The 23,796-nt window shown below is 70.8% G+C and carries 21 protein-coding genes and 2 pseudogenes; 13 read left to right on the plus strand and 10 right to left on the minus strand.

The window, feature by feature from the left end; genetic code table 11:
- Positions 1-64: pseudogene (locus NBY69_RS09235) on the minus strand (Uma2 family endonuclease); the annotation flags it as partial.
- Between the two features lie 230 nt (positions 65-294).
- Between NBY69_RS09235 and NBY69_RS09240 the strand changes: the two are divergent.
- A complete protein-coding gene (locus NBY69_RS09240; RefSeq protein ID WP_250299747.1) occupies positions 295-2,304 on the plus strand; it encodes a thioredoxin domain-containing protein in 2,010 nt (669 codons plus the stop codon).
- A gap of 74 nt (positions 2,305-2,378) precedes the next feature.
- On the opposite strand, the gene NBY69_RS09245 is transcribed toward NBY69_RS09240, so the two are convergent.
- Positions 2,379-3,047, minus strand: coding sequence for a hemolysin III family protein (locus NBY69_RS09245; RefSeq protein ID WP_250299748.1), 669 nt, complete (start codon positions 3,045-3,047; stop codon positions 2,379-2,381).
- A 279-nt stretch (positions 3,048-3,326) separates the two neighbouring features.
- Between NBY69_RS09245 and NBY69_RS09250 the strand changes: the two genes are divergently transcribed.
- Positions 3,327-5,159 carry a phosphoenolpyruvate carboxykinase (GTP) gene (locus NBY69_RS09250; protein WP_250299749.1) on the plus strand — a complete coding sequence of 611 codons (1,833 nt, stop codon included), beginning with the start codon at positions 3,327-3,329 and terminating at the stop codon, positions 5,157-5,159.
- Positions 5,160-5,365: 206 nt separating this feature from the next.
- Here NBY69_RS09250 and NBY69_RS09255 read toward each other — a convergent pair whose 3' ends face one another.
- The 4 genes from NBY69_RS09255 to NBY69_RS09270 all read right to left on the minus strand — a co-directional run bounded on the left by NBY69_RS09255 (position 5,366) and on the right by NBY69_RS09270 (position 10,150).
- A complete protein-coding gene (locus tag NBY69_RS09255) occupies positions 5,366-5,746 on the minus strand; it encodes a hypothetical protein (RefSeq protein WP_250299750.1) in 381 nt (126 codons plus the stop codon).
- A gap of 164 nt (positions 5,747-5,910) precedes the next feature.
- Positions 5,911-7,125, minus strand: a complete 1,215-nt coding sequence (locus NBY69_RS09260; RefSeq protein WP_250299752.1) for a pyridoxal phosphate-dependent aminotransferase — start codon at positions 7,123-7,125, stop codon at positions 5,911-5,913.
- A gap of 99 nt (positions 7,126-7,224) precedes the next feature.
- On the minus strand, positions 7,225-8,829 hold the full coding sequence (locus tag NBY69_RS09265) for an amidohydrolase family protein (protein ID WP_250299753.1): 1,605 nt from the start codon (positions 8,827-8,829) through the stop codon (positions 7,225-7,227).
- Between the two features lie 16 nt (positions 8,830-8,845).
- Complete coding sequence (locus NBY69_RS09270) at positions 8,846-10,150, minus strand: amino acid deaminase (RefSeq protein ID WP_250299755.1); 1,305 nt, start codon at positions 10,148-10,150, stop codon at positions 8,846-8,848.
- A gap of 133 nt (positions 10,151-10,283) precedes the next feature.
- Between NBY69_RS09270 and NBY69_RS09275 the strand changes: the two genes are divergently transcribed.
- The 4 genes from NBY69_RS09275 to NBY69_RS09290 all read left to right on the plus strand — a co-directional run bounded on the left by NBY69_RS09275 (position 10,284) and on the right by NBY69_RS09290 (position 14,436).
- Complete coding sequence (locus tag NBY69_RS09275; protein ID WP_284347910.1) at positions 10,284-11,546, plus strand: sugar kinase; 1,263 nt, start codon at positions 10,284-10,286, stop codon at positions 11,544-11,546.
- Positions 11,543-12,328 (plus strand): IclR family transcriptional regulator, encoded by a 786-nt coding sequence (locus NBY69_RS09280; RefSeq protein WP_250299757.1) that lies wholly within the window; start codon positions 11,543-11,545, stop codon positions 12,326-12,328. The genes NBY69_RS09275 and NBY69_RS09280 overlap by 4 nt, the downstream gene beginning before the upstream one ends.
- A gap of 83 nt (positions 12,329-12,411) precedes the next feature.
- Entirely contained in the window at positions 12,412-12,822 is a 411-nt protein-coding gene (locus NBY69_RS09285; RefSeq protein ID WP_250299759.1) for a RidA family protein, read from the plus strand.
- Between the two features lie 144 nt (positions 12,823-12,966).
- Complete coding sequence (locus tag NBY69_RS09290) at positions 12,967-14,436, plus strand: GntP family permease (RefSeq protein WP_250299761.1); 1,470 nt, start codon at positions 12,967-12,969, stop codon at positions 14,434-14,436.
- On the opposite strand, the gene NBY69_RS09295 is transcribed toward NBY69_RS09290, so the two are convergent.
- Positions 14,429-15,595 (minus strand): glycosyltransferase, encoded by a 1,167-nt coding sequence (locus NBY69_RS09295; RefSeq protein ID WP_250299762.1) that lies wholly within the window; start codon positions 15,593-15,595, stop codon positions 14,429-14,431. The two genes, NBY69_RS09290 and NBY69_RS09295, sit on opposite strands and share 8 nt — an antisense overlap.
- 145 nt (positions 15,596-15,740) lie before the next feature.
- On the opposite strand from NBY69_RS09295, the gene NBY69_RS09300 reads away from it, so the two are divergent.
- Entirely contained in the window at positions 15,741-16,373 is a 633-nt protein-coding gene (locus NBY69_RS09300) for an RNA polymerase sigma factor (protein ID WP_250299764.1), read from the plus strand.
- Positions 16,370-17,365: a hypothetical protein gene (locus NBY69_RS09305; protein WP_250299766.1), complete on the plus strand. Its 996-nt coding sequence runs from the start codon at positions 16,370-16,372 to the stop codon at positions 17,363-17,365. Before NBY69_RS09300 ends, NBY69_RS09305 begins: the two co-directional genes overlap by 4 nt.
- A gap of 101 nt (positions 17,366-17,466) precedes the next feature.
- Here NBY69_RS09305 and NBY69_RS09310 read toward each other — a convergent pair whose 3' ends face one another.
- Positions 17,467-17,964 (minus strand): ATP-binding protein, encoded by a 498-nt coding sequence (locus NBY69_RS09310; RefSeq protein ID WP_250299768.1) that lies wholly within the window; start codon positions 17,962-17,964, stop codon positions 17,467-17,469.
- Between the two features lie 148 nt (positions 17,965-18,112).
- On the opposite strand from NBY69_RS09310, the gene NBY69_RS09315 reads away from it, so the two are divergent.
- Both NBY69_RS09315 and NBY69_RS09320 read left to right on the plus strand, forming a co-directional pair.
- Positions 18,113-18,964, plus strand: a complete 852-nt coding sequence (locus NBY69_RS09315; RefSeq protein ID WP_250299770.1) for a helix-turn-helix transcriptional regulator — start codon at positions 18,113-18,115, stop codon at positions 18,962-18,964.
- Between the two features lie 11 nt (positions 18,965-18,975).
- The gene (locus tag NBY69_RS09320; RefSeq protein ID WP_250299771.1) at positions 18,976-19,161 is read left to right on the plus strand and encodes a DUF397 domain-containing protein; all 186 of its coding nucleotides are present in this window, start codon (positions 18,976-18,978) and stop codon (positions 19,159-19,161) included.
- Between the two features lies 1 nt (position 19,162).
- Here the strand turns inward: NBY69_RS09320 and NBY69_RS09325 are convergent, their stop codons facing one another.
- On the minus strand, positions 19,163-20,146 hold the full coding sequence (locus tag NBY69_RS09325) for a LuxR family transcriptional regulator (RefSeq protein ID WP_250299773.1): 984 nt from the start codon (positions 20,144-20,146) through the stop codon (positions 19,163-19,165).
- A 148-nt stretch (positions 20,147-20,294) separates the two neighbouring features.
- Here NBY69_RS09325 and NBY69_RS09330 point away from each other — a divergent pair, with 148 nt between their 5' ends.
- The 3 genes from NBY69_RS09330 (at position 20,295) to NBY69_RS09340 (ending at position 23,487) form a co-directional block, all read left to right on the plus strand.
- Positions 20,295-21,707: an aminopeptidase P family protein gene (locus NBY69_RS09330; protein WP_250299775.1), complete on the plus strand. Its 1,413-nt coding sequence runs from the start codon at positions 20,295-20,297 to the stop codon at positions 21,705-21,707.
- Between the two features lie 319 nt (positions 21,708-22,026).
- Positions 22,027-22,854, plus strand: coding sequence for a serine protease (locus NBY69_RS09335; protein WP_250299776.1), 828 nt, complete (start codon positions 22,027-22,029; stop codon positions 22,852-22,854).
- Between the two features lie 117 nt (positions 22,855-22,971).
- Positions 22,972-23,487 (plus strand): hypothetical protein, encoded by a 516-nt coding sequence (locus NBY69_RS09340; protein WP_250299779.1) that lies wholly within the window; start codon positions 22,972-22,974, stop codon positions 23,485-23,487.
- Between the two features lie 113 nt (positions 23,488-23,600).
- On the opposite strand, the pseudogene NBY69_RS09345 reads toward NBY69_RS09340, so the two are convergent.
- Positions 23,601-23,796, minus strand: a pseudogene (locus tag NBY69_RS09345) (chitinase); the annotation flags it as partial.

Below are 23,796 nucleotides of genomic sequence, written 5' to 3' on the forward strand. Positions count from 1 at the left end.
AGTCGTACTGCTCCGCGCTGATCTGCGTGTGCATCCACGCGGGCGCCACCATTTCGGCGGTCATGGTGTACCTCCTCCGAGGAGCCTTGGCAGGTCCGGCACTGCTGCGCCCAGCCTACTGTTCCGAGGTGTCCGGGCCGCCCGACTCGGAGGAACGCCGGGAGAAGTTCGGCACCGGCCCTGAGGGGGAGGAGCCGCCCACCACGGGATGGCGCACACGTGCAGTTCGGCCGAGCGAGGAGGGTCCGTGAGGGTTTCGTCTCTCACGCCAGGTGCCGTGAGAGGCTGGCCCGCATGAACCGGCTGGCTGGCGTGACCTCGCCCTATCTGCTTCAGCACGCGGACAACCCCGTCGACTGGTGGCCCTGGACGCCGGAGGCGTTCGAGGAAGCGCGACGGCGCGACGTACCCATCCTTCTCTCGGTGGGGTACTCCGCGTGTCACTGGTGCCACGTCATGGCGCACGAGTCCTTCGAGGACGACGCCACTGCCGCGTACATGAACGAGCACTTCGTGTCCGTCAAGGTGGACCGCGAGGAACGGCCCGACATCGACGCCGTCTACATGGAGGCCGTCCAGGCCGCCACCGGCCAGGGCGGCTGGCCGATGAGCGTGTTCCTGACCGCCGAAGCCCGGCCGTTCTACTTCGGTACGTACTTCCCGCCCGAACCCCGGCACGGCATGCCCTCGTTCCGGCAGGTCCTCGAAGGCGTCCACACCGCCTGGACCGACCGGCGCGGCGAGGTCGACGAGGTCGCGGCCAAGGTCGTACATGACCTGGCCGGGCGTTCCCTCGCCGCCGACGCGCCCGAGCGGCCCGACGCCGCGGATCTCGCGCGGGCGCTGCTCGCGCTGAGCCGTGAGTACGACGCGAAGAGCGCCGGATTCGGCGGTGCGCCCAAGTTCCCGCCGTCCATGGCGCTCGAGTTCCTGCTGCGGCACCACGCCCGTACCGGTTCCGACGGCGCGCTCCAGATGGCCGCCGACACCTGCGAGGCGATGGCGCGCGGCGGGATCTACGACCAGCTCGGCGGCGGGTTCGCACGGTACTCCGTGGACCGGGACTGGGTCGTGCCGCACTTCGAGAAGATGCTCTATGACAACGCCCTGCTCTGCCGCGTCTACGCGCATCTGTGGCGGACCACCGGCTCCGCCCTCGCCCGCCGGGTGGCCCTGGAGACCGCCGACTTCATCGCCGGCCAACTGCGCACCCCCGAGGGCGGGTTCGCCTCCGCGCTGGACGCGGACAGCGAGGACGCGACCGGGAAGCACGTCGAGGGCGCCTACTACGTCTGGACCCCCGCCCAGCTGCGCGAGGTGCTGGGCGAGGAGGACGGGGAGCGGGCCGCGCTGCTGTACGGGGTCACCGGGGACGGGACCTTCGAGGAGGGCGCATCCGTCCTCCAGCTGCCGGGCGACGACGTTCCCGCCGGCCTGCGCGAGCGGCTGCTGGCGGCCCGTGCGCTGCGCCCCTGCCCCGGGCGGGACGACAAGATCGTCGCCGCCTGGAACGGCCTGGCGATCGCCGCCCTCGCCGAGACCGGCGCGTACTTCGACCGGCCCGACCTGGTCGAGCGTGCCACCGAGGCCGCGGATCTGCTGGTCCGGGTGCACATGAACGACGGCGCCCGGCTCTCGCGTACCTCCAAGGACGGCCGGGTCGGGGCCAATTCAGGGGTGCTGGAGGACTACGCGGACGTCGCCGAAGGGTTCCTGGCGCTCGCCGGGGTCACCGGGGAGGGGGTCTGGCTGGAGTTCGCCGGGTTCCTGCTCGATCTCGTACTCGACCAGTTCATCGGCGAGAACGGCACGCTGTACGACACCGCGCACGACGCCGAGCCGCTGATCCGCAGGCCGCAGGACCCGACCGACACCGCGACCCCCTCCGGCTGGACGGCCGCCGCCGGGGCGCTGCTCTCGTACGCCGCGCACACCGGGTCCGAGGCCCATCGCACCGCCGCCGAGCGGGCCCTGGGTGTGGTCAAGGCGCTCGGGCCGCGGGCGCCGCGGTTCATCGGATGGGGGCTGGCGGTGGCCGAGGCGGCGCTCGACGGGCCGCGTGAGGTGGCCGTCGTGGGACCGGCGGGCGACGCCGGGACCGCTGCGCTGCACCGTACGGCGCTGCTGGGCACCGCGCCCGGCGCGGTCGTCGCGGTGGGGGAGAGCGGCGGCGGCGAGTTCCCGCTGCTGGCGGACCGGCCGCTGATCGACGGGCGGGCAGCGGCGTACGTCTGCCGGAACTTCACCTGCGACGCGCCGACGCCCGACCCTGCCGTACTGGCCGGCAAGCTGGGCGAGGACTGAGCCTCCGGGAGACGGGACCGGGCCGTGCCCCCTGTGGCGGGGACACGGCCCGGTGCCGGGAGATCAGTGGGCGGTCAGTAGGCGATCAGCGAGATCGCGACGTACTGGGAGATGAACGCGGCCAGGGTCAGCGAGTGGAACACCTCGTGGAAGCCGAACCAGCGCGGTGACGGATTGGGGCGCTTCATCGCGTAGATCACGCCGCCCACGCTGTAGAACAGCCCGCCGACCAGCACGCACACCAGCACGGCGACCCCGCCCTGGCGCATGAAGTCGGGCAGGAAGAAGACCGCCGCCCAGCCCATCGCGAGGTAGCAGGGCGTGTAGAGCCAGCGTGGCGCGCCGACCCAGAAGACCCGGAACGCGATCCCGGCGAGGGCCGCTCCCCAGACCGCCCAGAGCAGCGGGATCGCCGTGGACCGGGGGAGCAGCAGCAGGGACAGCGGGGTGTAGGTGCCCGCGATGATCAGGAAGATGTTCGCGTGGTCGAGCCTGCGCAGGACGGCCTCGCCCATCCGCCCCCAGGTCCCGCGGTGGTACAGGGCGCTCACCCCGAAGAGCATGCAGGCCGTGAGGATGTAGATCGCGCAGGCCACCCGGGCGCGGGTGGAGTCGGCGAGAGCGACGAGCGCCAGCCCCGCGACGATCACGGCCGGGAACATTCCGGCGTGCAGCCAGCCGCGCAGTCTCGGTTTCACCGGCGTCGGGGGGAGCTCGGTCGCTTCGGAGGCGGCGGGATTCATATGCCGATGCTACCTACGGATCCGTAGGTTCCGGATTCGCGGGCGGTCAGGTTTTCGGTTTCCCGTCACGGTTCGCGCACCCGGGTCACGTTCCCTGTTCACGGTTCCCTGATCACGAGTGGCGACGCTCACGTGAGTGACCCCCTGGACAGATGGGCGCGAGGCGCGGATCATCAGATGAGTGCAAGCGGCACCGGATGAGCGGCTACGAAGCATCCGGGCCGTCGCCCCCAAGGGGCAACAACCCTCAAACCACCACATACGCACCTAGGAGCAATCGTGGCGCGCGACATCGCGGCTCCCACTGTCCTCCCGACCCAGCACCAGGAACTGATCTCGTGGGTGAACGAGATCGCCGAGCTGACGCAACCGGACAGTGTGGTCTGGTGTGACGGATCCGAAGCCGAGTACGAGCGCCTGTGCGGGGAGCTCGTGGCCAAGGGGACCTTCAGGAAACTCGACCCGGTCAAGCGCCCCAACTCGTACTACGCCGCCTCCGACCCGTCGGACGTCGCGCGCGTCGAGGACCGTACGTTCATCTGCTCCGTCAAGGAGGAGGACGCGGGCCCGACCAACCGCTGGAAGGCCCCGGCGGAGATGCGCGAGATCTTCACGGGGTCCGGCGGTCAGGGCGGTGTCTTCCGCGGCTCGATGCGCGGACGCACGATGTACGTGGTGCCCTTCTGCATGGGCCCGGTCGGCTCGCCGCTCTCCGCGATCGGCGTCGAGATCACCGACTCCGCGTACGTCGCGGTGTCCATGCGCACGATGACACGCATGGGACAGCCGGTCCTCGACGAACTGGGCACCGACGGCTTCTTCGTGAAGGCCGTCCACACCCTGGGCGCGCCCCTCGCCGAGGGCGAGCAGGACGTGCCGTGGCCGTGCAACTCCACCAAGTACATCTCGCACTTCCCCGAGGACCGGGAGATCTGGTCGTACGGCTCCGGCTACGGCGGCAACGCCCTGCTCGGCAAGAAGTGCTACGCGCTGCGCATCGCCTCGGTGATGGCGCGGGACGAGGGCTGGCTGGCCGAGCACATGCTCGTACTGAAGCTGACGCCGCCGCGCGGGGAGTCGAAGTACGTCGCTGCCGCGTTCCCGTCGGCCTGCGGCAAGACCAACCTCGCCATGCTGGAGCCGACGATCCCCGGCTGGACCGTGGAGACCATCGGCGACGACATCGCCTGGATGCGCTTCGGCGAGGACGGCCGGCTGTACGCGATCAACCCGGAGGCCGGGTTCTTCGGTGTCGCGCCCGGCACCGGTGAGCACACCAACGCCAACGCCATGAAGACCATGTGGGGCAACTCCGTCTTCACCAACGTCGCGCTGACCGACGACGGCGACGTCTGGTGGGAGGGCATGACCGAGGAGCCGCCCGCGCACCTCACGGACTGGAAGGGCAACGACTGGACGCCCGAGTCGGGCACGCCTGCCGCCCACCCCAACGCCCGGTTCACCGTGCCCGCCGGGCAGTGCCCGATCATCGCTCCCGAGTGGGAGGACCCGAAGGGCGTGCCGATCTCGGCGATCCTCTTCGGCGGACGCCGCGCCTCCGCGGTCCCGCTGGTCACCGAGTCCTTCGACTGGAACCACGGTGTCTTCCTCGGTGCGAACGTCGCGTCGGAGAAGACCGCCGCCGCCGAGGGCAAGGTCGGCGAGCTGCGCCGCGACCCGTTCGCCATGCTGCCGTTCTGCGGCTACAACATGGGCGACTACATGGGCCACTGGGTCAAGGTCGGCTCCGACAAGGACCCGGCGAAGCTCCCGAAGATCTACTACGTGAACTGGTTCCGTAAGAACGACGCGGGCAAGTTCGTCTGGCCCGGCTTCGGCGAGAACAGCCGTGTCCTGAAGTGGATCGTCGAGCGCCTCGACGGCGGCGGCGAGGGTGTCGAGAGCCCCATCGGCATCCTCCCGGCGGAGGGTGCCCTGGACACCAAGGGCCTGGACGTCTCGGAAGCCGACATGGACTTCCTGCTGACGGTCGACAAGGACGTCTGGCGCGAGGAGGCGGCGCTGATTCCCGAGCACCTCAACACCTTCGGCGACCATGCCCCGAAGGAACTGTGGGACGAGTACCACGCCCTGGTGAAGCGCCTGGGCTGACGCTCGCTCCGCACCCCGGACCGCGCGGCGGGTTCACCCGACATCCGCCCTGACCTGTGGGGTCATCCCGACCCGTCGCGCAGCGCCCGGCCCCGGCACCTGATCAGGTGCCGGGGCCGGGTCGTTTCTGCTTCGGGCGGGGGTGCGGGGAGTGGAGTGTGTGGCACCCGGTCCGCGCGCCTCCGCGGCCCGCGAACCGGGGCCGTTCAGTGGGCGCAGGCCGGTTGGCGTGCTGCCGTGTGCGCGTCCATCCGCTCCGCCGCGAGGATCGCCGCCGCGGTGTCCGCGCGGGAGGCCGCTACCAGCAGGGCGCGGCCCGCGAGGGCGTGGGCGCGGTCGTGGAGGGTGGCGGGCGCGGCGTTCGTGAGCGCCGCGTGCCGGACCGGCGGGGCGCCGCGCAGCCGGGCCACCTGGGCCGCGATGCGCTCGCCCTCCGCTGTCAGGCCGAGCTCGTCCGTCACGGCGAGGAGCGCGGCGAGATAGCCCGCGAGCTGGATGTCCAGCTCTTCCTCACGGGTGCGTTGCGGGTAGGCGGGGGTGTCCACGGCCATCGTGTGGACCGACTTGGTGCGGATCGGTTCGTACATGGGATGGCCTCCTTCTCGTGGACAGGCCACCATCCTAGTTCCTAAATTAGAATCTGTCTAAAGTTGATTGAAGTCCCGACTCGCTGTCCGTGCGGCTGTCCGTGCGGCTGTCCGTGCGGCTGTCCGTGCGGCTCTCCGTGGACCAGCCCGTGCAGCAGCCCGTGCTAGTGCTGCGCGTAGCCGCCCAGGAAGGTCCCGATCCGCGTCACCGCGTCCTCCAGTTCCTTCGCCGTGGGCAGCGTCACGATCCGGAAGTGGTCCGGCTCCGGCCAGTTGAAGCCCGTTCCGTGCACGACCATGATCTTCTCGGCGCGCAGCAGGTCGAGGACCATCTGCCGGTCGTCCTTGATCTTGTAGACCTTCGGGTCCAGGCGCGGGAAGAGATACAGCGCGCCCTTGGGCTTGACGCAGGTGACACCGGGGATCTGCGTCAGCAGTTCGTACGCCGTGTCGCGCTGTTCCAGGATGCGTCCGCCCGGCAGCACCAGGTCGTCGATCGACTGCCTGCCGCCGAGCGCCGTGGCCACCGCGTGCTGCGAGGGCATGTTGGCGCAGAGCCGCATGTTCGCCAGGATCGTCAGGCCCTCGATGTACGAGGAGGCGTGCTCCTTCGGGCCGCAGACCGCCATCCAGCCGGAGCGGAACCCGGCGACCCGGTAGTTCTTCGAGAGGCCGTTGAACGTCAGGACCATCAGATCCGGGGCGATGGCCGCCGTCGGGGTGTGGGTGGTGCCGTCGTAGAGGATCCGGTCGTAGATCTCGTCGGAGCAGACGGTCAGGCCGTGGCGGCGGGCGATGTCCGTGATGCCGCGCAGCATCTCGTCGTCGTACACCGCGCCCGTCGGGTTGTTCGGGTTGATGATCACGATCGCCTTGGTGCGGTCGGTCACCTTCCGCTCGATGTCGGCGAGGTCCGGCATCCAGTCGGCCTGCTCGTCGCAGCGGTAGTGCACGGCCGTACCGCCGGCCAGCGACACCGACGCGGTCCAGAGCGGGTAGTCCGGCGCGGGTACGAGCACCTCGTCGCCGTCGTCGAGCAGCGCCTGCATCGACATCTGGATCAGCTCGGAGACGCCGTTTCCGAGGTAGACGTCCTCGACGTCCAGCTCGTCGATGTTCTTGGTCTGGTAGTGCTGCACCACGGCCCGGCGCGCGGACAGCAGCCCCTTGGCGTCGCCGTAGCCGTGCGCGCCGCCGAGGTTGCGGAGCATGTCCTCCAGGATCTCCGGCGGGCACTCGAAACCGAAGGCGGCCGGGTTCCCGGTGTTCAGCTTGAGGATGCGATGACCTGCTGCTTCCAGCCGCATCGCCTCGTCGAGCACCGGGCCGCGGATCTCGTAACAGACATTGGCGAGCTTCATCGACTGGATCACCTGCATATCCGCAACCTTACGGCCGCGGACAGTGAACCGGCCTGGTGTTCTGGCCCACAAGGGGGGGGGCGGCACCTTGGCCGCGCCCCCCTTGTGGGCCGGGATTCACGCCCGGCCGGGCGTGCGCCGTACCGAGCGCCCCGCGAGTACGTCCGTGCGCCTGCCGTCCTCGATGACGAAGCGGCCGTCGATCAGCACGTGCGGGATGCCGGTGGGCAGGGTCCGCGGCTCCTCGAAGGTGGAGCCCGCGGCGACCGTGTCCGGATCGAAGAGGACGAGGTCCGCGCGGTAGCCCTCCCGGACCAGCCCCCGGTCCGGCAGCCGCAGCCTGGCCGCCGGGCGGGAGGTGAGATGCGCCACGCACTCCTCCAGGGAGAGCACGCCCAACTCCCGCGCGTACCGGCCCAGGTACTGCGGGAAGGTGCCGTACGCGCGCGGATGCGGTTTGTCGCCCTGCAGGATCCCGTCGCTGCCGCCGGTGTGCACCCGGTGGCGCATGATCTGCCGCACGTTCTCCTCGTGGCCGACGTGCTGCAGGATCGTCGACCCGAGCCGGTCGTCGATCAGCAGCCGCCGCGCGGTGACCCAGGGCTGCTCGCCGCGCTCGGCCGCGCTGGCCGCGACCGTCCGGCCGACGAAACCGGCGAGCCCCGGCTCGGTGACCCCGGAGATCTCGATGGTGTCCCACTCGATGGGCACGCCGTGGCAGCCGTCGGCGCCGTCGATCTCCATCACCCGGCGGATCTTCTCGGCCGTCGCGTCGTCGCGCAGCCGCGCCAGGATCGCGTCCGGGCCGCCCTCGCTCGCCCAGCTGGGCAGCATCGCGACGAGCGTCGTACAGCCCGGGGTGTACGGATAGGTGTCGAGCGAGATGTCCGCGCCGTCCTCCAGCGCCCGGTCCAGCAGCCCGAGCAGGTCGGGCGCCTTCCCCTTGTTCACGCCGAAGTTCATGGTGGCGTGCGCGAGATGCAGGGCGCAGCCCGCCGCCCGGGTGAGGCCGACCATCTCCTCGTACGCCTGGAGCGCGCCCGCCCCGTAACTGCGGTGGTGCGGGCAGTAGTAGCCGTCGTACTGCGCCACCACCCGGCACAGCTCGGTGAGTTCCGCGTCGTCCGCGTACATCCCCGGGGTGTAGGTGAGCCCCGACGACATGCCGACGGCGCCCTGTTCCATGCCCTCGGCGACGAGTTGCTTCATGCGGGCGTTGTCGGCGGCGGTGGCGGGCCGGTCCTCCCAGCCCATCGCGTACATCCGGACCGTGCCCTGCGGGACGAGATACGCCGCGTTCACGGCGATGCCCCGGTCGAGCCGGTCCAGATAGCCGCCGACGGTCCGCCAGTCGAAGTCGATGTCGGATCCGTCGCCGTTCCAGCCGGTGATCGCCCGGCGGACCTCGCCGAGCGTCCGGTCGTCCACGGGGGCGTACGACAACCCGTCCTGGCCGAGGACCTCCAGGGTCACTCCCTGCGCGGCCTTCGCCTCGTGCGCGGGGTCGCGCAGCAGGGCCAGGTCGGAGTGGGCGTGCATGTCGATGAAGCCCGGCGACAGCGCGAGACCGTGGGCGTCCAGCGCCCTGGCCCCGCCCGGCCGTCGGCCTCCGCCCTCGGGCACGACGGAACTGATGCGCCCGCCGTCGACGGCGACGTCGGCACGGTAGGAGGCGCCGCCGCTGCCGTCGATGACGCGGACATCGCGGATGACGAGATCCATGACCGGCTCCGGCCTCTCAGAAGTACGTGCGGATGTAGTCGCTGACCGTGCCGTCCGCCTCGACGAGCGGGATCAGCTGCCACTTGTCGAACGAGGTGCACGGGTGGGAGAGCCCCATCCCGACCCAGTCGCCGACCTCCAGGTCCGCCCCGGCGGCGGTCTCCAGCCAGCCGTGCTGGTCGGACAGCTTGCTCACGGTGATCCCGGTGGCGGGGCGGATCTCGCCGGTGCGGGCGTCCCGTACCACCTGCGCCTCCGGCAGGTCGAGGTCGTACGCGGCGTCCCGCTTGCCCGCGTTGACGAACGCCTGCGCGTCGGTGGGGCGGGACACGACCTGGGCCCAGAGCCGGAACGCGGGCTGGAGAGCGCCCTCGGTGGGGACCCGGTTGAAGGGGGTGAGGTGCTTGTAGTGCCCGTCGTCGTGCGACACGTAGGCGCCGGAGCGCAGCAGCTTGAGCACGGGCGCGGAGAGCGCGGGGATCTCGGCGAAGGCCTCGGCCACCGTGTCGAACCAGGCGCTGCCGCCCGCGCTCACCACGATCTCGTCGACCCCTTCGAACAGGCCGTCCCGGTCGAGACCTGCGGCCAGCGCGACCAGCCGGCGCAGCCAGGCGAGCACCCGCTCGCTGTTCGCGCCGGGCACCTCGCCCTCGTACCCGGCGACACCCACCAGCCGCAGCGTCCCGGTGGCGGCCACCGCGTCGGCGACCGCCGCGCATTCCGCCTCGGTGCGGGCGCCGGTGCGGGCTCCGTCGCCCGCACCCAGCTCGATCACCACGTCCACCGGGCGGGCGGAGCCGCGCAGCGCCTCGTCCATCAGCTCGACGCCGCGCACGGAGTCGACGTAACAGAGGAACCGGAACTCCGGATCGGCCGCCAGTTCGGCGGCGATCCACCGCAGGGCCGCCGCGTCCACGATCTCGTTGGCCACGAAGACCCGCTGGATGCCGAAGGCGCGCGCCACCCTGACCTGGTGCGGCACGGCGAGGGTGATGCCCCAGGCGCCGTGTGCGAGCTGCCGGTCGAAGAGCTGCGGGGACATCGACGTCTTGCCGTGCGGGGCGAAGACCAGGCCGTGCCGTGCCGAGTACGTCTCCATCAGCGCGAGATTGTGCTCGACGGACTCGGCGGAGAGCGCCAGGACGGGCGTGGTGAATCCGTCGGTGAAGAGGTTCCGGCGCTCGGCGGCCAGCGCCGCGACGGTCAGCCCGTCGGCGCCGGGCGGCAGCCCCTTGAAGCGGTGGTCGATCACTTCCGCACTCTCCGCACTCTCCGTGCGTACGGCGTCCTCTGCGCGTACAGCACCGTCTGCCCCGGCCATGGAACCTCCCAGAGAGTTTGCGTTGCATCATGTGCAACGCTCATTGCGCATATCGCTCACAGCTGTCTAACATCCGAGCCATCGCCGGGTCAACGGAGCCCCCGGCCGCCCACACCGAGGAGCGAGAGCGATCGTGACCGCGCAGCACACACCGGTGGACGTCGTCTGTCTCGGCGAGTCCATGGTCACGTTCCTGCCCACCCGGCGGGGGCGCCTCGCCGACGTACCGTCCTTCGACCGTGGCATAGGCGGAGCGGAGTCCAACGTCGCCTGCGCGCTGGCCGCCGCCGGACACCGGGCGAAGTGGATCAGCCGGGTCGGCGCCGACGGCTTCGGCGACCACCTGGTGGAGGCGATCGCGGCGTACGGGGTCGACACCCGCGCGGTCCGCCGTGACCCGCACCGCCCCACCGGCGTCTACTTCCGCACCGCCGACGACCGTGACGCCGACCACCACGAGGTCATCTACTACCGGGCGGGTTCCGCCGCGAGCGCGATGGCGCCGGGGGTGCTGGACGTCGCGGACCTGTGGTCGGGGCGGGTGCTCCACCTGTCCGGGATCACGGCGGCGCTGTCACCGCAGTGCCTGGCCCTGATGCGCGAACTGACGACCCGGGCGCCGGGCCGCCCGCTGGTCTCGTTCGACGTGAACTTCCGGCCGGGGCTGTGGCGTGAAGCCGAGGAGTCCGGCACCGGAGGCCCCGGCCCGCGGGTGCTGCTCGAACTGGCGCGGGGTGCGGACCTGGTCTTCGTGGGGGAGGACGAGGCGGAAGCGGCCTGGGGGGTGTGCGGGGCGCAGGCGATCCGCGCGGCGCTCCCCGAACCGGCCGTACTGGTGGTGAAGCGGGGGCCGGCGGGCGCGACGGTCTTCTCCCGGTCCACGGCCGAGGGCGGCACCGACTCCGGGGGCGTTGACGGCGCCGGGGGTGGCGCTGGGCGTGACACCGACACCGACACCGACACCGACACCGTCACCGATGTCCCGGCCCTCCGCGTGGACGTCGTCGCCCCGGTGGGCGCGGGCGACGCCTTCGCCGCCGGGTTCCTCTCCGGCACCCTCCGCGATCTTCCCGTACGGGACAGGGCCCGGCACGGACACCTGATGGCCGCAGCCGCCCTCACCGTCCACGGCGACCTGGCCACCCCGCCGGACCGTGCCCACGCCGACCGCCTCGCGGCCCTGGACGACACGGCCTGGGCGGACCTCCGGATCGGCCCCGGCTGGACGGAGACCACTGCGGACGCGACCGAGGCCTCCTCGGACGCGCCGGGGGCCTCCTCGGACGAGACCCGCCCCGACGCGACCCGCGCCGACCCGACCGAAGCTGACGAGACCCGCGCCGACGTGACCGTTACCGGCCTGTCCGGTACCGACGAGGAGGTACGTACGCCATGAGCCAGACCGTCGACCGCGCGCTCTCCATCCTGCCGCTGCTCGCCCAGGGCCCCGCCGACCTCGGCCAGGTCTCCGAGAGCCTCGGCGTCCACAAGTCCACGGCGCTGCGCCTGCTCCGTACGCTCCACGAGCACGGGCTCGTCTACCGCCAGCAGGACCAGCGCTACCGCCTCGGCACCCGACTCTTCGCGCTCGCCCAGGAAGCCGTCGAGAACCTCGACGTCCGGGAGATCGCCCACCCCCATCTGGCCAGGCTCAACGAGGAGTGCGGGCACACCGTGCACCTCGCGGTGTACGAGGAGAACGAGGTCCTCTACATCGACAAGGTCGAGAGCCGCTACCCGGTGCGGATGTACTCGCGCATCGGCAGGCCCGTGGCGATCACGGTCGCCGCCGTGGCCAAACTGCTGCTCGCCGACCTCCCCGAGCCCGAACGGCGCGCCATCGCCGAACGGCTCGACTACCCCACCTACACGGCCCGTTCGACACCGAACGCCGGCGCCTTCCTCAAGGAGCTGACCACGGTGCGCGAACAGGGCTGGGCCACCGACCTCGGCGGCCACGAGGAGTCCATCAACTGCGTCGGCGCCCCCATCCGGGGCGTGGACGGCCGTGTCGTCGCCGCCATGTCGATGTCGGCGCCCAATGTGGTCGTCACGGCGGAGGAACTCCTCACCCTGCTCCCGCTGGTGCGCCGCACGGCCGACGCCATCAGCGGCGAGTACGCGGGCACCGCACCGCAGCCCAAGAGATCCCCCGTCCCCCCGAACGTCCCCTCGTAGCCCTCCCGGACCCTCCCGGACCCTCCCGGCATCACCCAGAACCGCCGGGCATCACCCCCGAACTCCTCGAAGGAATCCACGGCATGACCGAGAAGACCGCCCTCACCCCCTCCACCCACACCACCCCGCCCGCGAAGTTCTCGCACGGCGTCCGCAAGGGCAACATCCTCCAGGTCGCGGGTCAGGTCGGCTTCCTGCCGGCCGTCGAGGGCCAGGCCCCCACCCCGGCGGGCCCGACCCTGCGCGAGCAGACCCTCCAGACCTTCGCCAACGTCAAGGCGATCCTGGAAGAGGGCGGCGCGACCTGGGACGACGTGATGATGATGCGCGTCTACCTCACGGACGTCGCCCACTTCGCGGAGATGAACGAGATCTACAACGCGTACTTCGAGGAGCAGGGCCTCAAGGAGCCCGCCTCGGCCCGTACGACCGTCTACGTCGGTCTGCCCGCCGGACTGCTCATCGAGATCGACGCGCTCGCGGTCCTCGGCTGATCCGTACCGCCCTGATCCGCTGAACCACGGCACGCACCACCGCACGCACCACGGCACGGCGCCCCACCCCTGCTTCCGCACCGGGGCGCCGTGCCGCGCTCCGCCATGCCTCGAAGTCCCCCGGAAACAATGGAGTTCCCCCCCATGTACTTCGCCGCAGAGACCCCGGCCGCGCCACCCCACACCGGCGGGCTGCTCGCCGTCATCGGCGGCACCACCGGTCTGCTGACCGTCGCCGTCCTGGGCATCGCCCTGTTGCTGTTCCTGATCATCAAGGTCAGGCTGCAACCGTTCGTCGCGCTGCTCGGTGTCTCCATAGCCGTCGGCCTCGGCGCGGGACTCTCGGTCACCGAACTCTTCGGTACGGTCCAGAAGTCGTCGTCCGTCTCGATGATCGAGTCCGGCATGGGCGGCATCCTCGGGCACATCGCGATCATCATCGGCCTCGGCACGATGCTCGGCTCGATCCTCGAAGTCTCGGGCGGAGCCGAGGTGTTGAGCTCCCGCCTGCTGAACCTCTTCGGCGAGAAGCGGGCCCCTCTCGCGATGGGCCTCACCGGCCTCATCTTCGGCATCCCGGTCTTCTTCGACGTCGGCATCTTCGTCCTCGCGCCCATCGTCTACGCGGCGGCCAAGCGCTCCGGCAAGTCCGTCATCCTCTACGCGATGCCGCTGCTCGCGGGCCTGTCGATGACCCACGCCTTCCTGCCCCCGCACCCCGGCCCGGTGGCCGCCGCCGCGCTCTTCCACGTGTCGCTCGGCTGGATCATCGTGATCGGCGCGGCGTGCGGCATCCCGGCCGTGCTGGCCGCCTGGGGCTACGCCGCCTGGATCGGCAAGCGCATTTTCGTCGAGGTCCCGCAGGACATGGTCGAGGCCGCCGAGGAGGCCAGGACGGCGGTCGTCGCCGAGCAGCAGGCCCTGGGGGTCGAGCCGCAGGAGAAGCCGGTCCCGCTGGGCACGGTCCTCACGATCATCGGCACCCCGCTCATCCTGATCCTGCTGGCGACGTTCTCCTCCATCGCGCTGGACCCCTCGACGCTCCGCTCGGTCCTGGAGTTCTTCGGGCACCCCTTCGTCGCCCTGACGATCGCGCTCTTCCTCTCGTACTACCTGCTGGGCATCCGCCGCGGCTGGTCCCGCAAGTCCCTGGAGGCGGTCTCCACCGCCTCGCTCAAGCCGGTCGGCAACATCCTGCTGGTCGTCGGCGCGGGCGGGATCTTCGGCGCCGTCCTCAGCGGCAGCGGCATCGCCAACGCACTCGCCAAGACCTTCAACGACGTCGGTCTGCCGGTCATCGTGCTGGCGTATCTGATCTCGCTGGTCCTGCGGGTGGCCCAGGGCAGCGCGACGGTCGCGATCGTGACCACGGCGGGCATCGTGCTTCCCCTGGTCGACGGCCAGGACCTCTCACAGGCCCACCTCGCCCTGATCATCATGGCGATCTCGGCCGGTTCGATCTTCGCCTCGCACGTGAACGACGGCGGCTTCTGGATGGTTTCCAAGTACTTCGGCATCTCGGAGCGCGACACCCTGAAGTCCTGGACGGTGCTGGAATCCGTGCTGTCGGTGGCGGGGTTCGCGGTCGCGGCGCTGCTGAGTCTGGTCATCTAGACAGAGCGAGCGCTTCGAGCGCCGGGACGGTCTCCTCCGCTCCCGGCAGCGCGTTCATCTCATCCCGGATCCGCTCGGCCGCGCTGCGGTAACCACTGTCGGCGAGCACCGTCGACACAGCCGTGTGGATGTCCTCCGGCGTGGCGGTGACCGGGTCCAGTGTCCGGGCGGCGCCGAGTTCGGTGCACCGTCGGGCGTTGTACGGCTGGTCCGCGCCGTGTGGGAACAGCACCGAGGGCAGGCCGTGGGCGAGCGCTCCCATGAGGCTGCCGGACCCGCCGTGCGAGACGACCAGTGCGCACTGCGGCAGCAACTGCTCCTGTGGAACGAACCGTTCGACCCGGATGTGGCCGGGCAGCGGCCCCAGCACTGCGGGGTCGATGTGATCGCTGACGGTCATGAGCACGTTCACGGGAAGCTCCCGGAGCCCGGCCGCGATCCGGGAGAACAGGTCGGTGCCGGCGTGCACGGTGCCGAGCGTCACGTACACGGTGGGCGTGCCCGGTGTGCCCGGTGTGCCCGGTGTGGCTTCGGGCGGGCGCGCGGCTGTCGGCCGGAACGAGAAGGTGTGAGCGGGGAGCGGGAAGCGCGGGTCCCGGAAGCTCGGCGGGAACGGTGAGAGCACCAGGTCCCGGTCCAGCACGGCGAGGTCGGGGTCGTACGGCAGGCCGTACTCGGATCGCAGTTCGTGCAGCGGCTCGGCGACAACGTCCTTGCGCAGAAAGCCCCCTGCAGCGAGTACCAGGACGGATGCGCAGGGAAGTCCCAGGGCCTCGGCGGCGACCGCGGTGCCGAAGTCGACCTCGTCGCGCACCAGGATGTCCGGCTTCCAGGTGCGGGCCAGTTCAAGAACGGCCGCGGCGTGCCGACGCGCCCCGCGCCGGGCGAAGCCCTCTGCGAGATGCCGGATGTCCTCCTCGGGATCGGACACCTCCACGGTGCTGCGCGCTGCCGCTGTCGCCGCCGCTGCCGTCGCTTCCGTGTGCCCGCGCGGCTCGCTCGTGGCGAAGGCGGTGAACCCGGCGGCTGTGATCTCGGGTCCCCTCCGGCCCCCACCGGCAAAGGCAACCGTGTGCCCTGCGGCTCGGGCTGCGCGGGCCACGGGGACGAGCGGGCGGAAATGGCCGCTGCCACCGATGAACGTGAAGAGGATGCGCATCGGGCGAGAGTACGGGCAACTCGCCTGTGAGCAGGGCGGATCGGGAGAGCTGGGTGGTCACCCGGCCGGTGCCCGCGAACGGATACGGGGTCCGACGACAAGTGCAGGGTGAGACCGTCGTCCGGCGGTCGGAGACGGAGGTTCCGTGACACCGGATACCCGGCAACACGAGGAGCGCGGCGACCGCGCCCCCGATCGCACCCCTGACCGTGACGGCGACAGTGACACCCGGCTGACGCGGTCGGCGGTCGGTGACGCGGCGGCGTTCACCCTGCTGGTGGAGACGCACTCGCCCGCCCTGCACGGCTACTTCGCCCGGCGTGTGCCCGGCGCGGCCGATGATCTGCTGGCCGAGGCGTGGTTGCAGGCGTACGTCTCGCGGCGCACGTTCGACGCCTCGCGCGGCTCGGCGCGGGGCTGGCTGTTCGGGGTGGCCCGCAACGTACTGGCTCAGCACCTGCGGCGGGCGGGGCGGAAAGAGGCCGCACCGGGCCCGGAGGTCACCGACCCCTGGCAGGCGGTGGACCAGCGGCTGGACGCGGCAGCGCTGGCGCCCGCACTGCGCCAGGCGCTGGGCGAACTGCCCGCCGAGGAACGCGAGTTGCTGCTGCTCATCAGCTGGGAGCAGCTCACCCCGGCCGAGGCGGCGGCAGCCGTCGGCATTCCGGCGGGGACCGCCCGCTCGCGGCTGCACCGGGCCCGGGGCCGGCTGCGCGACCGGCTCGCTGCGTCCCGCCCGGCGGGACAGCACCTGACTGTGACGGGGGACCTGGCATGAGCACGTACGACGACGTGGAGCCGATCGGTATGAACAGGCGTGGCGTGGAGGAGAACGACATGAAGGAGAACGCCATGAAGGAGCGAGGGGCACTGCTGGACTTCCCCGGCGCCGATGAACTGGCGGCTGCCGGACGGGTCGAGCCGCCGTCGACGCAGGCGGTGGCCGGGGCATTGGCAGGGGTCGAGGCGGCGATGGCCGCGGAGCGGTCCGGGCGGGAAACGGACACCGTGGTGACGGCGCCGGTCCGGCGGGTGATCCCGGTCCGGCGGATCTCCGGGCGCCGCAGGGTGCTCGTCGGCCTGCTCACCGCCACCGCGGTCGCGGCCGGGGCGGTGACGTACGCGAACATCGGCGGCGCCGGGCCTTCGGCGCCCACGGCCACACGAAGCGAGGCGCACGCGGCCACCGCGTCCGTCTTCCTGAACGACATCTCCACCGTCGCTGCCGCCCAGTCCGTCTCCTCGGGGAAGTACTGGAAGCTGCACCTGCCGACCGGGGACACGTACATCTCGCAGGCCATGGACTTCTACGTCGTCGTGGACGGCAAGGCCTACAAGAAGGGGCGTCGGCCCGACTGGCAGTTCGGGTCGAAGGACCTCGACTGGAAGGGCCTGGACCAGCTGACCACGGACCCGGCGCAACTCCTCCGACTGCTGCAGGCCCCGCAGAAGGCCGACGACATCTCGCCCTTCGACCAGGCGTCGGCCCTGCTCGGTGACGCTCCGGCGAGCCCGAAGCTGCGGGCGGGGGTGTTCAAGGCGATGGCACAGCTGAAGGGCATCAAGCTCGTCGGAGGCGTCAAGGACAGCACCGGGCGCGGGGGGACGGCCCTGGAGTTCCAGGAGGCGAGGAGCGTCGGCCGGGTGATCGTCGACCCGAAGACCAGCGCGATCCTGGAGTACACCTTCACGTGGACGGCCGGGCCGAGCAAAGGCAAGGTCACCCGGATGACGTACCTGTCGATGGGCTTCACCGACAAGATCGGCTGACCATCCCCTCCACCGACAGGGGTGGGAGCCGAAGGGGGAAGATCCCTTCAGCTCCCACCCGAGGGGCCGATCCCGGCCAACCGCCGCTCCGTAGAGGGCACTTAGATCCAGCCCTGCCACGGGTTCTTCGGAACGAGCTCGAACCACACCACTTTTCCGTCCGCCGCCAGGGGGTACCGCCCCCACCCGTCGGCGAGCCGCTCCACCAGGAGCAGGCCACGCCCGAAGGGATCCTCGGTGGTCTCGGGGAGAGGGTCGGGCAGCTCCGGATGGTTGTCCCACACGCACACCCGCACCACGCCGCGCCGCGCCCCCAGCCGTACGAGCACGGGACCGTCCGAGTGCTGTACGGCGTTGGTCACCAGCTCGCTGGTCAACAGCTCGGCTGTGTCGGCGAGTTCGGCATCGAGCGCGAAGTCGAGGATCGCGCCCCGCACGGTCCTGCGGGCGACGCGCGGGGCGCGCGGGTCGTTGGTGAGCTGGAGGCTGCACTCCCACTTCTCCGGTGCGGGGGCGAAGGGGGTGGCGACGGCTGAGTTCACGGAGCTCTCCTGTTCGAGCGGGGAGTTGGGTACGTCGGTGACCTCGGGTGGTGGCATTGCCGTCCTGCTGAGCGCGGGCAGGGCGGTGCGCTTCCTGCACCCCGAAGTAGCGTTGTGTGGGTGAAGCGATACTGACTGTAGGGGCATTGGGTACAGTATTGCTACCGAACAGGGAAACTTATGTATCCGTCATAAGGTGATGGGCATGCCACCACGAACCACACCGACCCTGCGCCAGCGGCGACTTGGTGCCGAGCTGCGCAAATTGCGGGAGCAGGCCGGGCTGTCCACCCGGCAGGCGGGAGAGCTGCTGAGTACGGATCCGGCCCGCGTCAGCAACACCGAAGCGGGCCGCTTCGGTGTCAGCCCCGAGCGGGTCCGGATGGTTGCGTACAACTACGGCTGCCAGAACGAGGAACTCATCGCTGCGCTGGCCGGGATGGCTGCTGGGCGGGGGAGAGGCTGGTGGGACGACTACCGGGAGATGCTTCCTGCCGTACTCCTGGACCTGGCCGAAATGGAGCATCACGCGACCGCTCTGCGCACCACGCAGGTCATGCACCTGCCGGGTCTGCTCCAGACGCTGGAGTACGCGCGGTTGGTATTCCGTCAGAACATTCCGGCCCTGCCGCAGTCCGAGACGGAATTCCGCGTCTCGCAGCGCCTCAAGCGCCAGCATGTGCTTTTCCGTGAGAATCCGGTTCCCTACCTGGCGATCATCCACGAGGCCGGGCTGCGGATGATGTTCGGGGACCGTGACACCACCCGAGAACAGCTGGAACATCTCATTGCCATGGGGGAGCGCGCCAACGTGACGTTGCAGGTGATCCCGTTCAGCGCCGGGCTGGTCCCGGGAGCGGGGCAGACCGTGGTTCTTGCCGAGGGGCCGGTACCGCAGCTCGACACGGTGCAGCTCGATACTGAACACGGCTCGGTATTCCTCGACGCGGAGACGCAGTTGGCGAAGTACCGCACCTTGGTCAATCGCCTGGAGGGCATGGCCCTCAACCCGGACGCCTCTCGCGAGATGATCCGCTCGATCATCAACTCCCTCTGAAAGGAAACCACGTGATACCGCTGAACTGGCAGAAGTCCTCGTACAGCAGCGAGGCCAGCAACTGCGTAGAGCTGGCCGCCGCCCCCGGCGGGGCCCTGTACCTGCGTGAGTCCGACGACCCGGACCGGGTGATCACTGTCGGCCGGGCCGGGCTGGCCGCGTTCCTGGCCGCGCGGTCCCGTTTCGGCGCGGCCTGAATCACAGCCAGCCGGAGCGCTGGGCCTGCAAGGCCATCTGGAAGCGGTTCGCTGCGCCCAGCTGGGCCATCAGGATCTGCAGGCGGCGGAAGAGCGTGCGGCGGCTGATGCCCAGCTCGCGGGCGATGACGTCGTCGCCCGCGCCGCCCGCGAGGAGCCACAGCAGGCGGCGGTCGGCGGGTGGCAGGCCGCCCGGGTGGGTGGTGCGGCCGTGGAACGGCAGGGCGTTCTGCCAGGACTGCTCGAACAGTGCCATGAGCGCCGAGAGCAGGCCGCACGGCTGCACCACCAGCATCGTGTTGTGCACGTCGGCCTCTCTGATCGACAACGACACGAGCGCGTACGACTCGTCGATGATCACCAGCTTGACCGGCACCGACGGCAGCACCCTCGCCTGCTCACCGGCCTTGACGCACGGTTCGATGACCTCCTTCAGATGCCCCGGATACTCCAGCGACTCCCGCGAGTACACGACACGCTGCGTCACACCGCGGGCCAGCGTGGCCAGCGCGTCGTCCGTGGTGTCGGGCAGGGGGAAGTACGGCGGTGACTCGAACTGCCGGATCTGCTCGCGGGCGCTCGCCCATGCCTGACGGATCCTGGAGCCCACGGCCTCGCCGGTCACGACCTCGACGAGGTTGTCGTTGTACGCGGCGAGCCGCTGGCGGCGGAAGGACTCGAACGCGCCGCCGACGCTGATGCGCGACTCCTCCACCTCGGCAGCCCGGTGCCGGGCCAGGATCTCCAGGCCCGCGGCCGGAGGAACCGGAGCCACCACGTCCCCGCCCGCCTCGGCAGGACTGGCCAGACCGGCGTCGACCAGTGCGCCGTACGCCGTGGTCAGCTCCGTACCGTCCAGACCGGCCGCGGCGCCGATCGCGCTCAGCGGAGCCGGGGCCAGTTCGAGCAGCGCCAGATAGACCCGGACCGCCGCGTGACCGATCCCCAGGAGCCGCAGGGCCTCGCCGAGCTTCGCGTTCGTCATATGCCCCATTATCTGCGGTTCCCTGTCCGGGGCGCTGTCCGATCTGTGCCAGTGGCACTCTCGGGCCCCGAGCGCGGGTCGTGCCGGGTACCGTCCAGGAGCCGCCGATGACCGGCGGCAGCGAACCAGCCAGAGGAAGGTGTACGACGTGGCGAAAGGCCGAAGGAACGGTCTCTACTCAGAGATCTCCGAGGAACTGTCCGCTCTGATGCGGACGGGCTGGGCGGACACCGAGCGGCACGACCTGACGCTCGCCGAGCAGTCCCCGCACGCGGCCCGCCGCCGCGCGGCGCTCTCCGCGCGCTTCCCGGGCGAGCGCCTCGTGATTCCCTCCGGGAACCTCAAGGTCCGTTCGAACGACGACACCTACCCCTTCCGCCCGTACACGGGCTACGTACACATGACCGGCGACCAGGTCCGGGACGGCGCGCTCGTCCTCGAACCCCGTGCGGACGGCGGCCACGACGCCTACTGCTACCAGCTGCCGCGCGACAGCAGGGACAACAACGAGTTCTGGACCGGTCCCACGGCGGAGCTGTGGATGGGCCGCCGGCGTTCCCTCGCCGAGTCGGAACTGGTACTGGGCCTGCCCTGCCGCGACGTCCGTACGGCTGCCGAGGACCTGGCCGCCGCCCCCGCCGTGCCGACCCGGATCGTCCGCGGTATCGACCCGGCCCTGACGGCCGCGGTCACCACCGACGAGGAGCGCGACGCCGAACTGGACGAGGCGCTCAGCGATCTCCGCCTCGTCAAGGACGAGTGGGAGATCACCGAGCTGCGCAAGGCCGTGGACTCCACCGTGCGCGGATTCACCGATGTGATCGGTGACCTGTCCACGGCGGTCGCGTCGTCCGAGCGGTGGATCGAGGGCACGTTCTTCCGCCGCGCCCGCCTTGAGGGCAACGCCGTCGGTTACGGCTCGATCTGCGCCGCGGGCGAGCACGCCACGATCATGCACTGGACGGACAACGACGGCCCGGTGCGCCCCGGCGACCTGCTCCTGCTGGACGCGGGCGTCGAGACGAAGACCCTCTACACCGCCGACGTCACGCGCACGCTCCCGATCGACGGCACCTTCACGCCCGTGCAGCGCAAGGTCTACGACGCGGTGTACGAGGCCCAGGAGGCGGGCATGGCCGCCGTCAAGCCGGGCGCCGCGTACCGCGACTTCCACGAGGCGTCCCAGCGCCACCTCGCGGAGCAGCTGGTCGAGTGGGGCTTCATCGAGGGCCCGGCCGACCGCGCGTACGAACTCGGCCTCCAGCGCCGCTTCACCATGGCGGGCACCGGCCACATGCTCGGTCTGGACGTCCACGACTGCGCGCAGGCCCGGAACGAGGAGTACGTCGACGGCGTACTGGAGCCCGGCATGGTGCTCACGGTCGAGCCCGGACTGTACTTCCAGCCGGACGACCTCACCGTGCCCGAGGAGTGGCGCGGCATCGGCGTCCGCATCGAGGACGACCTGGTCGTCACCGAGGACGGCAACGAGAACCTGTCGGACGGCCTGCCGCGGTCGGCCGACGACGTCGAGGCATGGATGGCCCGCTTCGCCGGCTGACCGAGCCGAAGCGGCCGACGTGCGTGAGTCGGCGTGTGTGAGTCGACGCGTGTGAGTCGACGTGCGTGAAGTGGGGGCCCGGGAGCCGGGCCCCCGGACGGGGCGGGTGCCGGACGGCGCCCGCCCCGGTCCGTAGCAGGGGAGTTGTCCCGAGCGGCCGGACGGATGGCTCCGGCTGCTCGGGCCGCTCCGACTGCGCGTCCCGGCCGGCTTCCCGAGCTGTCGTTCACGGGCGAGGCACCCTTCCCCGTGAGCCCCTCTTGCGTTAACAATGCGCATGTCAAACCGAAAGAACTTCGGTCACAGAGGGGACCCCCACATGAAGAAGCCTCTCGTCGGCGCCCTGCTCGCCCTGGCCCTTGCGGGCGCGGCAGCGACGCCCGCGGTGGCGGCCACGAGCCGTCCCACGGTCAAGGCCGTCGACTTCGCCGGAACGGTGGCGCTGAGCAACTGCTCCGGCTCCGTCGTCCGGATGCCCGACTCCCAGCCCGACGACCCGGCGCTGGTGCTCTCCAACGGCCACTGCCTGGAGACGGGTTTCCCGGCGGCCGGTGAGGTCATCACCGACCAGCCGTCCAGCCGGACCTTCTCGCTGCTCAACTCCGCGGGCAGTTCGGTCGCCACGCTCAAGGCGAGCAAGGTGGCGTACGCGACGATGACCGACACGGACATCTCGCTGTACCAACTCACCTCCACCTACGCCCAGATCCAGAGCAAGTACGGCATCGCCGCGCTGGAACTGAACGCCGCCCACCCCACGCAGGGCACCGCGATCAAGGTCGTCTCCGGGTACTGGAAGAAGATCTACAGCTGCAATGTGGACGGCTTCGTGTACCGCCTCAAGGAGGGCGACTGGACCTGGAAGGACTCGCTCCGTTACACCTCCGCCTGCGACACCATCGGCGGTACGTCCGGCTCCCCGGTGATCGACACGGCGACCGGCAAGGTCGTCGCCGTCAACAACACCGGCAACGAGGACGGTCAGACCTGCACGGAGAACAACCCGTGCGAGGTGGACGAGAACGGCAACGTGACCATCCACCAGGGCATCAACTACGCCGAGGAGACGTACGGGATCGTGGCGTGCGTCGGCGCCGGTAACAAGATCGACCTGAGCCTCGCGGGGTGCACGCTGCCCAAGCCGTAACCGGGCTGCCGCATCCGCGCACGGTGGCGCCCGCCGGGGGGACCGGCGGGCGCCACCGCGTGCCGGCTCCGGCTCCGGCCATACTGGTCGCCGGACCGAGAGCCGGAGGGCTGGCGCATGGAACACACCGGACAACAGGGCGGCGCGCACCCGGGCCCGCACCCCCCGCCCGCGCAGGGCTTCGGCCCGCCGCCCCCGGCGTACGCGCCGCCACCGCCCCCGGGGTACGCACCCGGGCCGCCCCCGGCGTACGCCTCCGGGCCCGTGCCCCAGCAGCAGTACCACCAGCCGCCGCAGCACCAGCAGCACCAGCAGCACCAGCAGCCGGGACCCGGGCCGTTCGCGGACGGCCCCGACTTCCTCGCGACGGACCGGCGGAACGCCGTGGTGGTCGATGTCGAAGGGGTCTCCTTCGAACGCAACGGCCAGACCGCGGACTTCTCCTGGAACCACATCACCACCGTGCCGTTCAAGGGCTCGTACAGCGGTACCACTCTCATGGTGTCCGTGGTCCTGACCGACGGCCGCGTCTACGAGTGCACGGTGGACGCCCGCAACAACGCCACGCTCCAGGCATGGTTCGGGGGGCTGTCCCACGTCCTCGGGTTCTATCTCGCGGGCCGCGGCCAGTAGTAGGACGGGCACCCGCCACTCGTACCCCTGCGCGCACAGGTCGGCCCACGCGCAGCGGCAGCGCCACCGGGGGAGCGGTGGCGCTGCCGGGCCGTCCGTAGCGGCAGTAGCGGCTACAGACTGTGGACGTGCGGTCCGACCGCACTCGACCAGGCGTTGCCCGATGTGGCGTCCCAGTTGGTCGACCAGGTCATCGCGCCGCGCAGTCCCGGGTAGGTCTTCGAGGGCTTGAACGAGCCGCAGCCCGTTCCCTTGGTGAGACAGTCCAGCGCGTTGTCGACGACGCTCGGTGACACGTAGCCGCTGCCC

The organism is Streptomyces sp. A 4/2 (assembly GCF_940670765.1).
Lineage (GTDB): Bacteria > Actinomycetota > Actinomycetes > Streptomycetales > Streptomycetaceae > Streptomyces.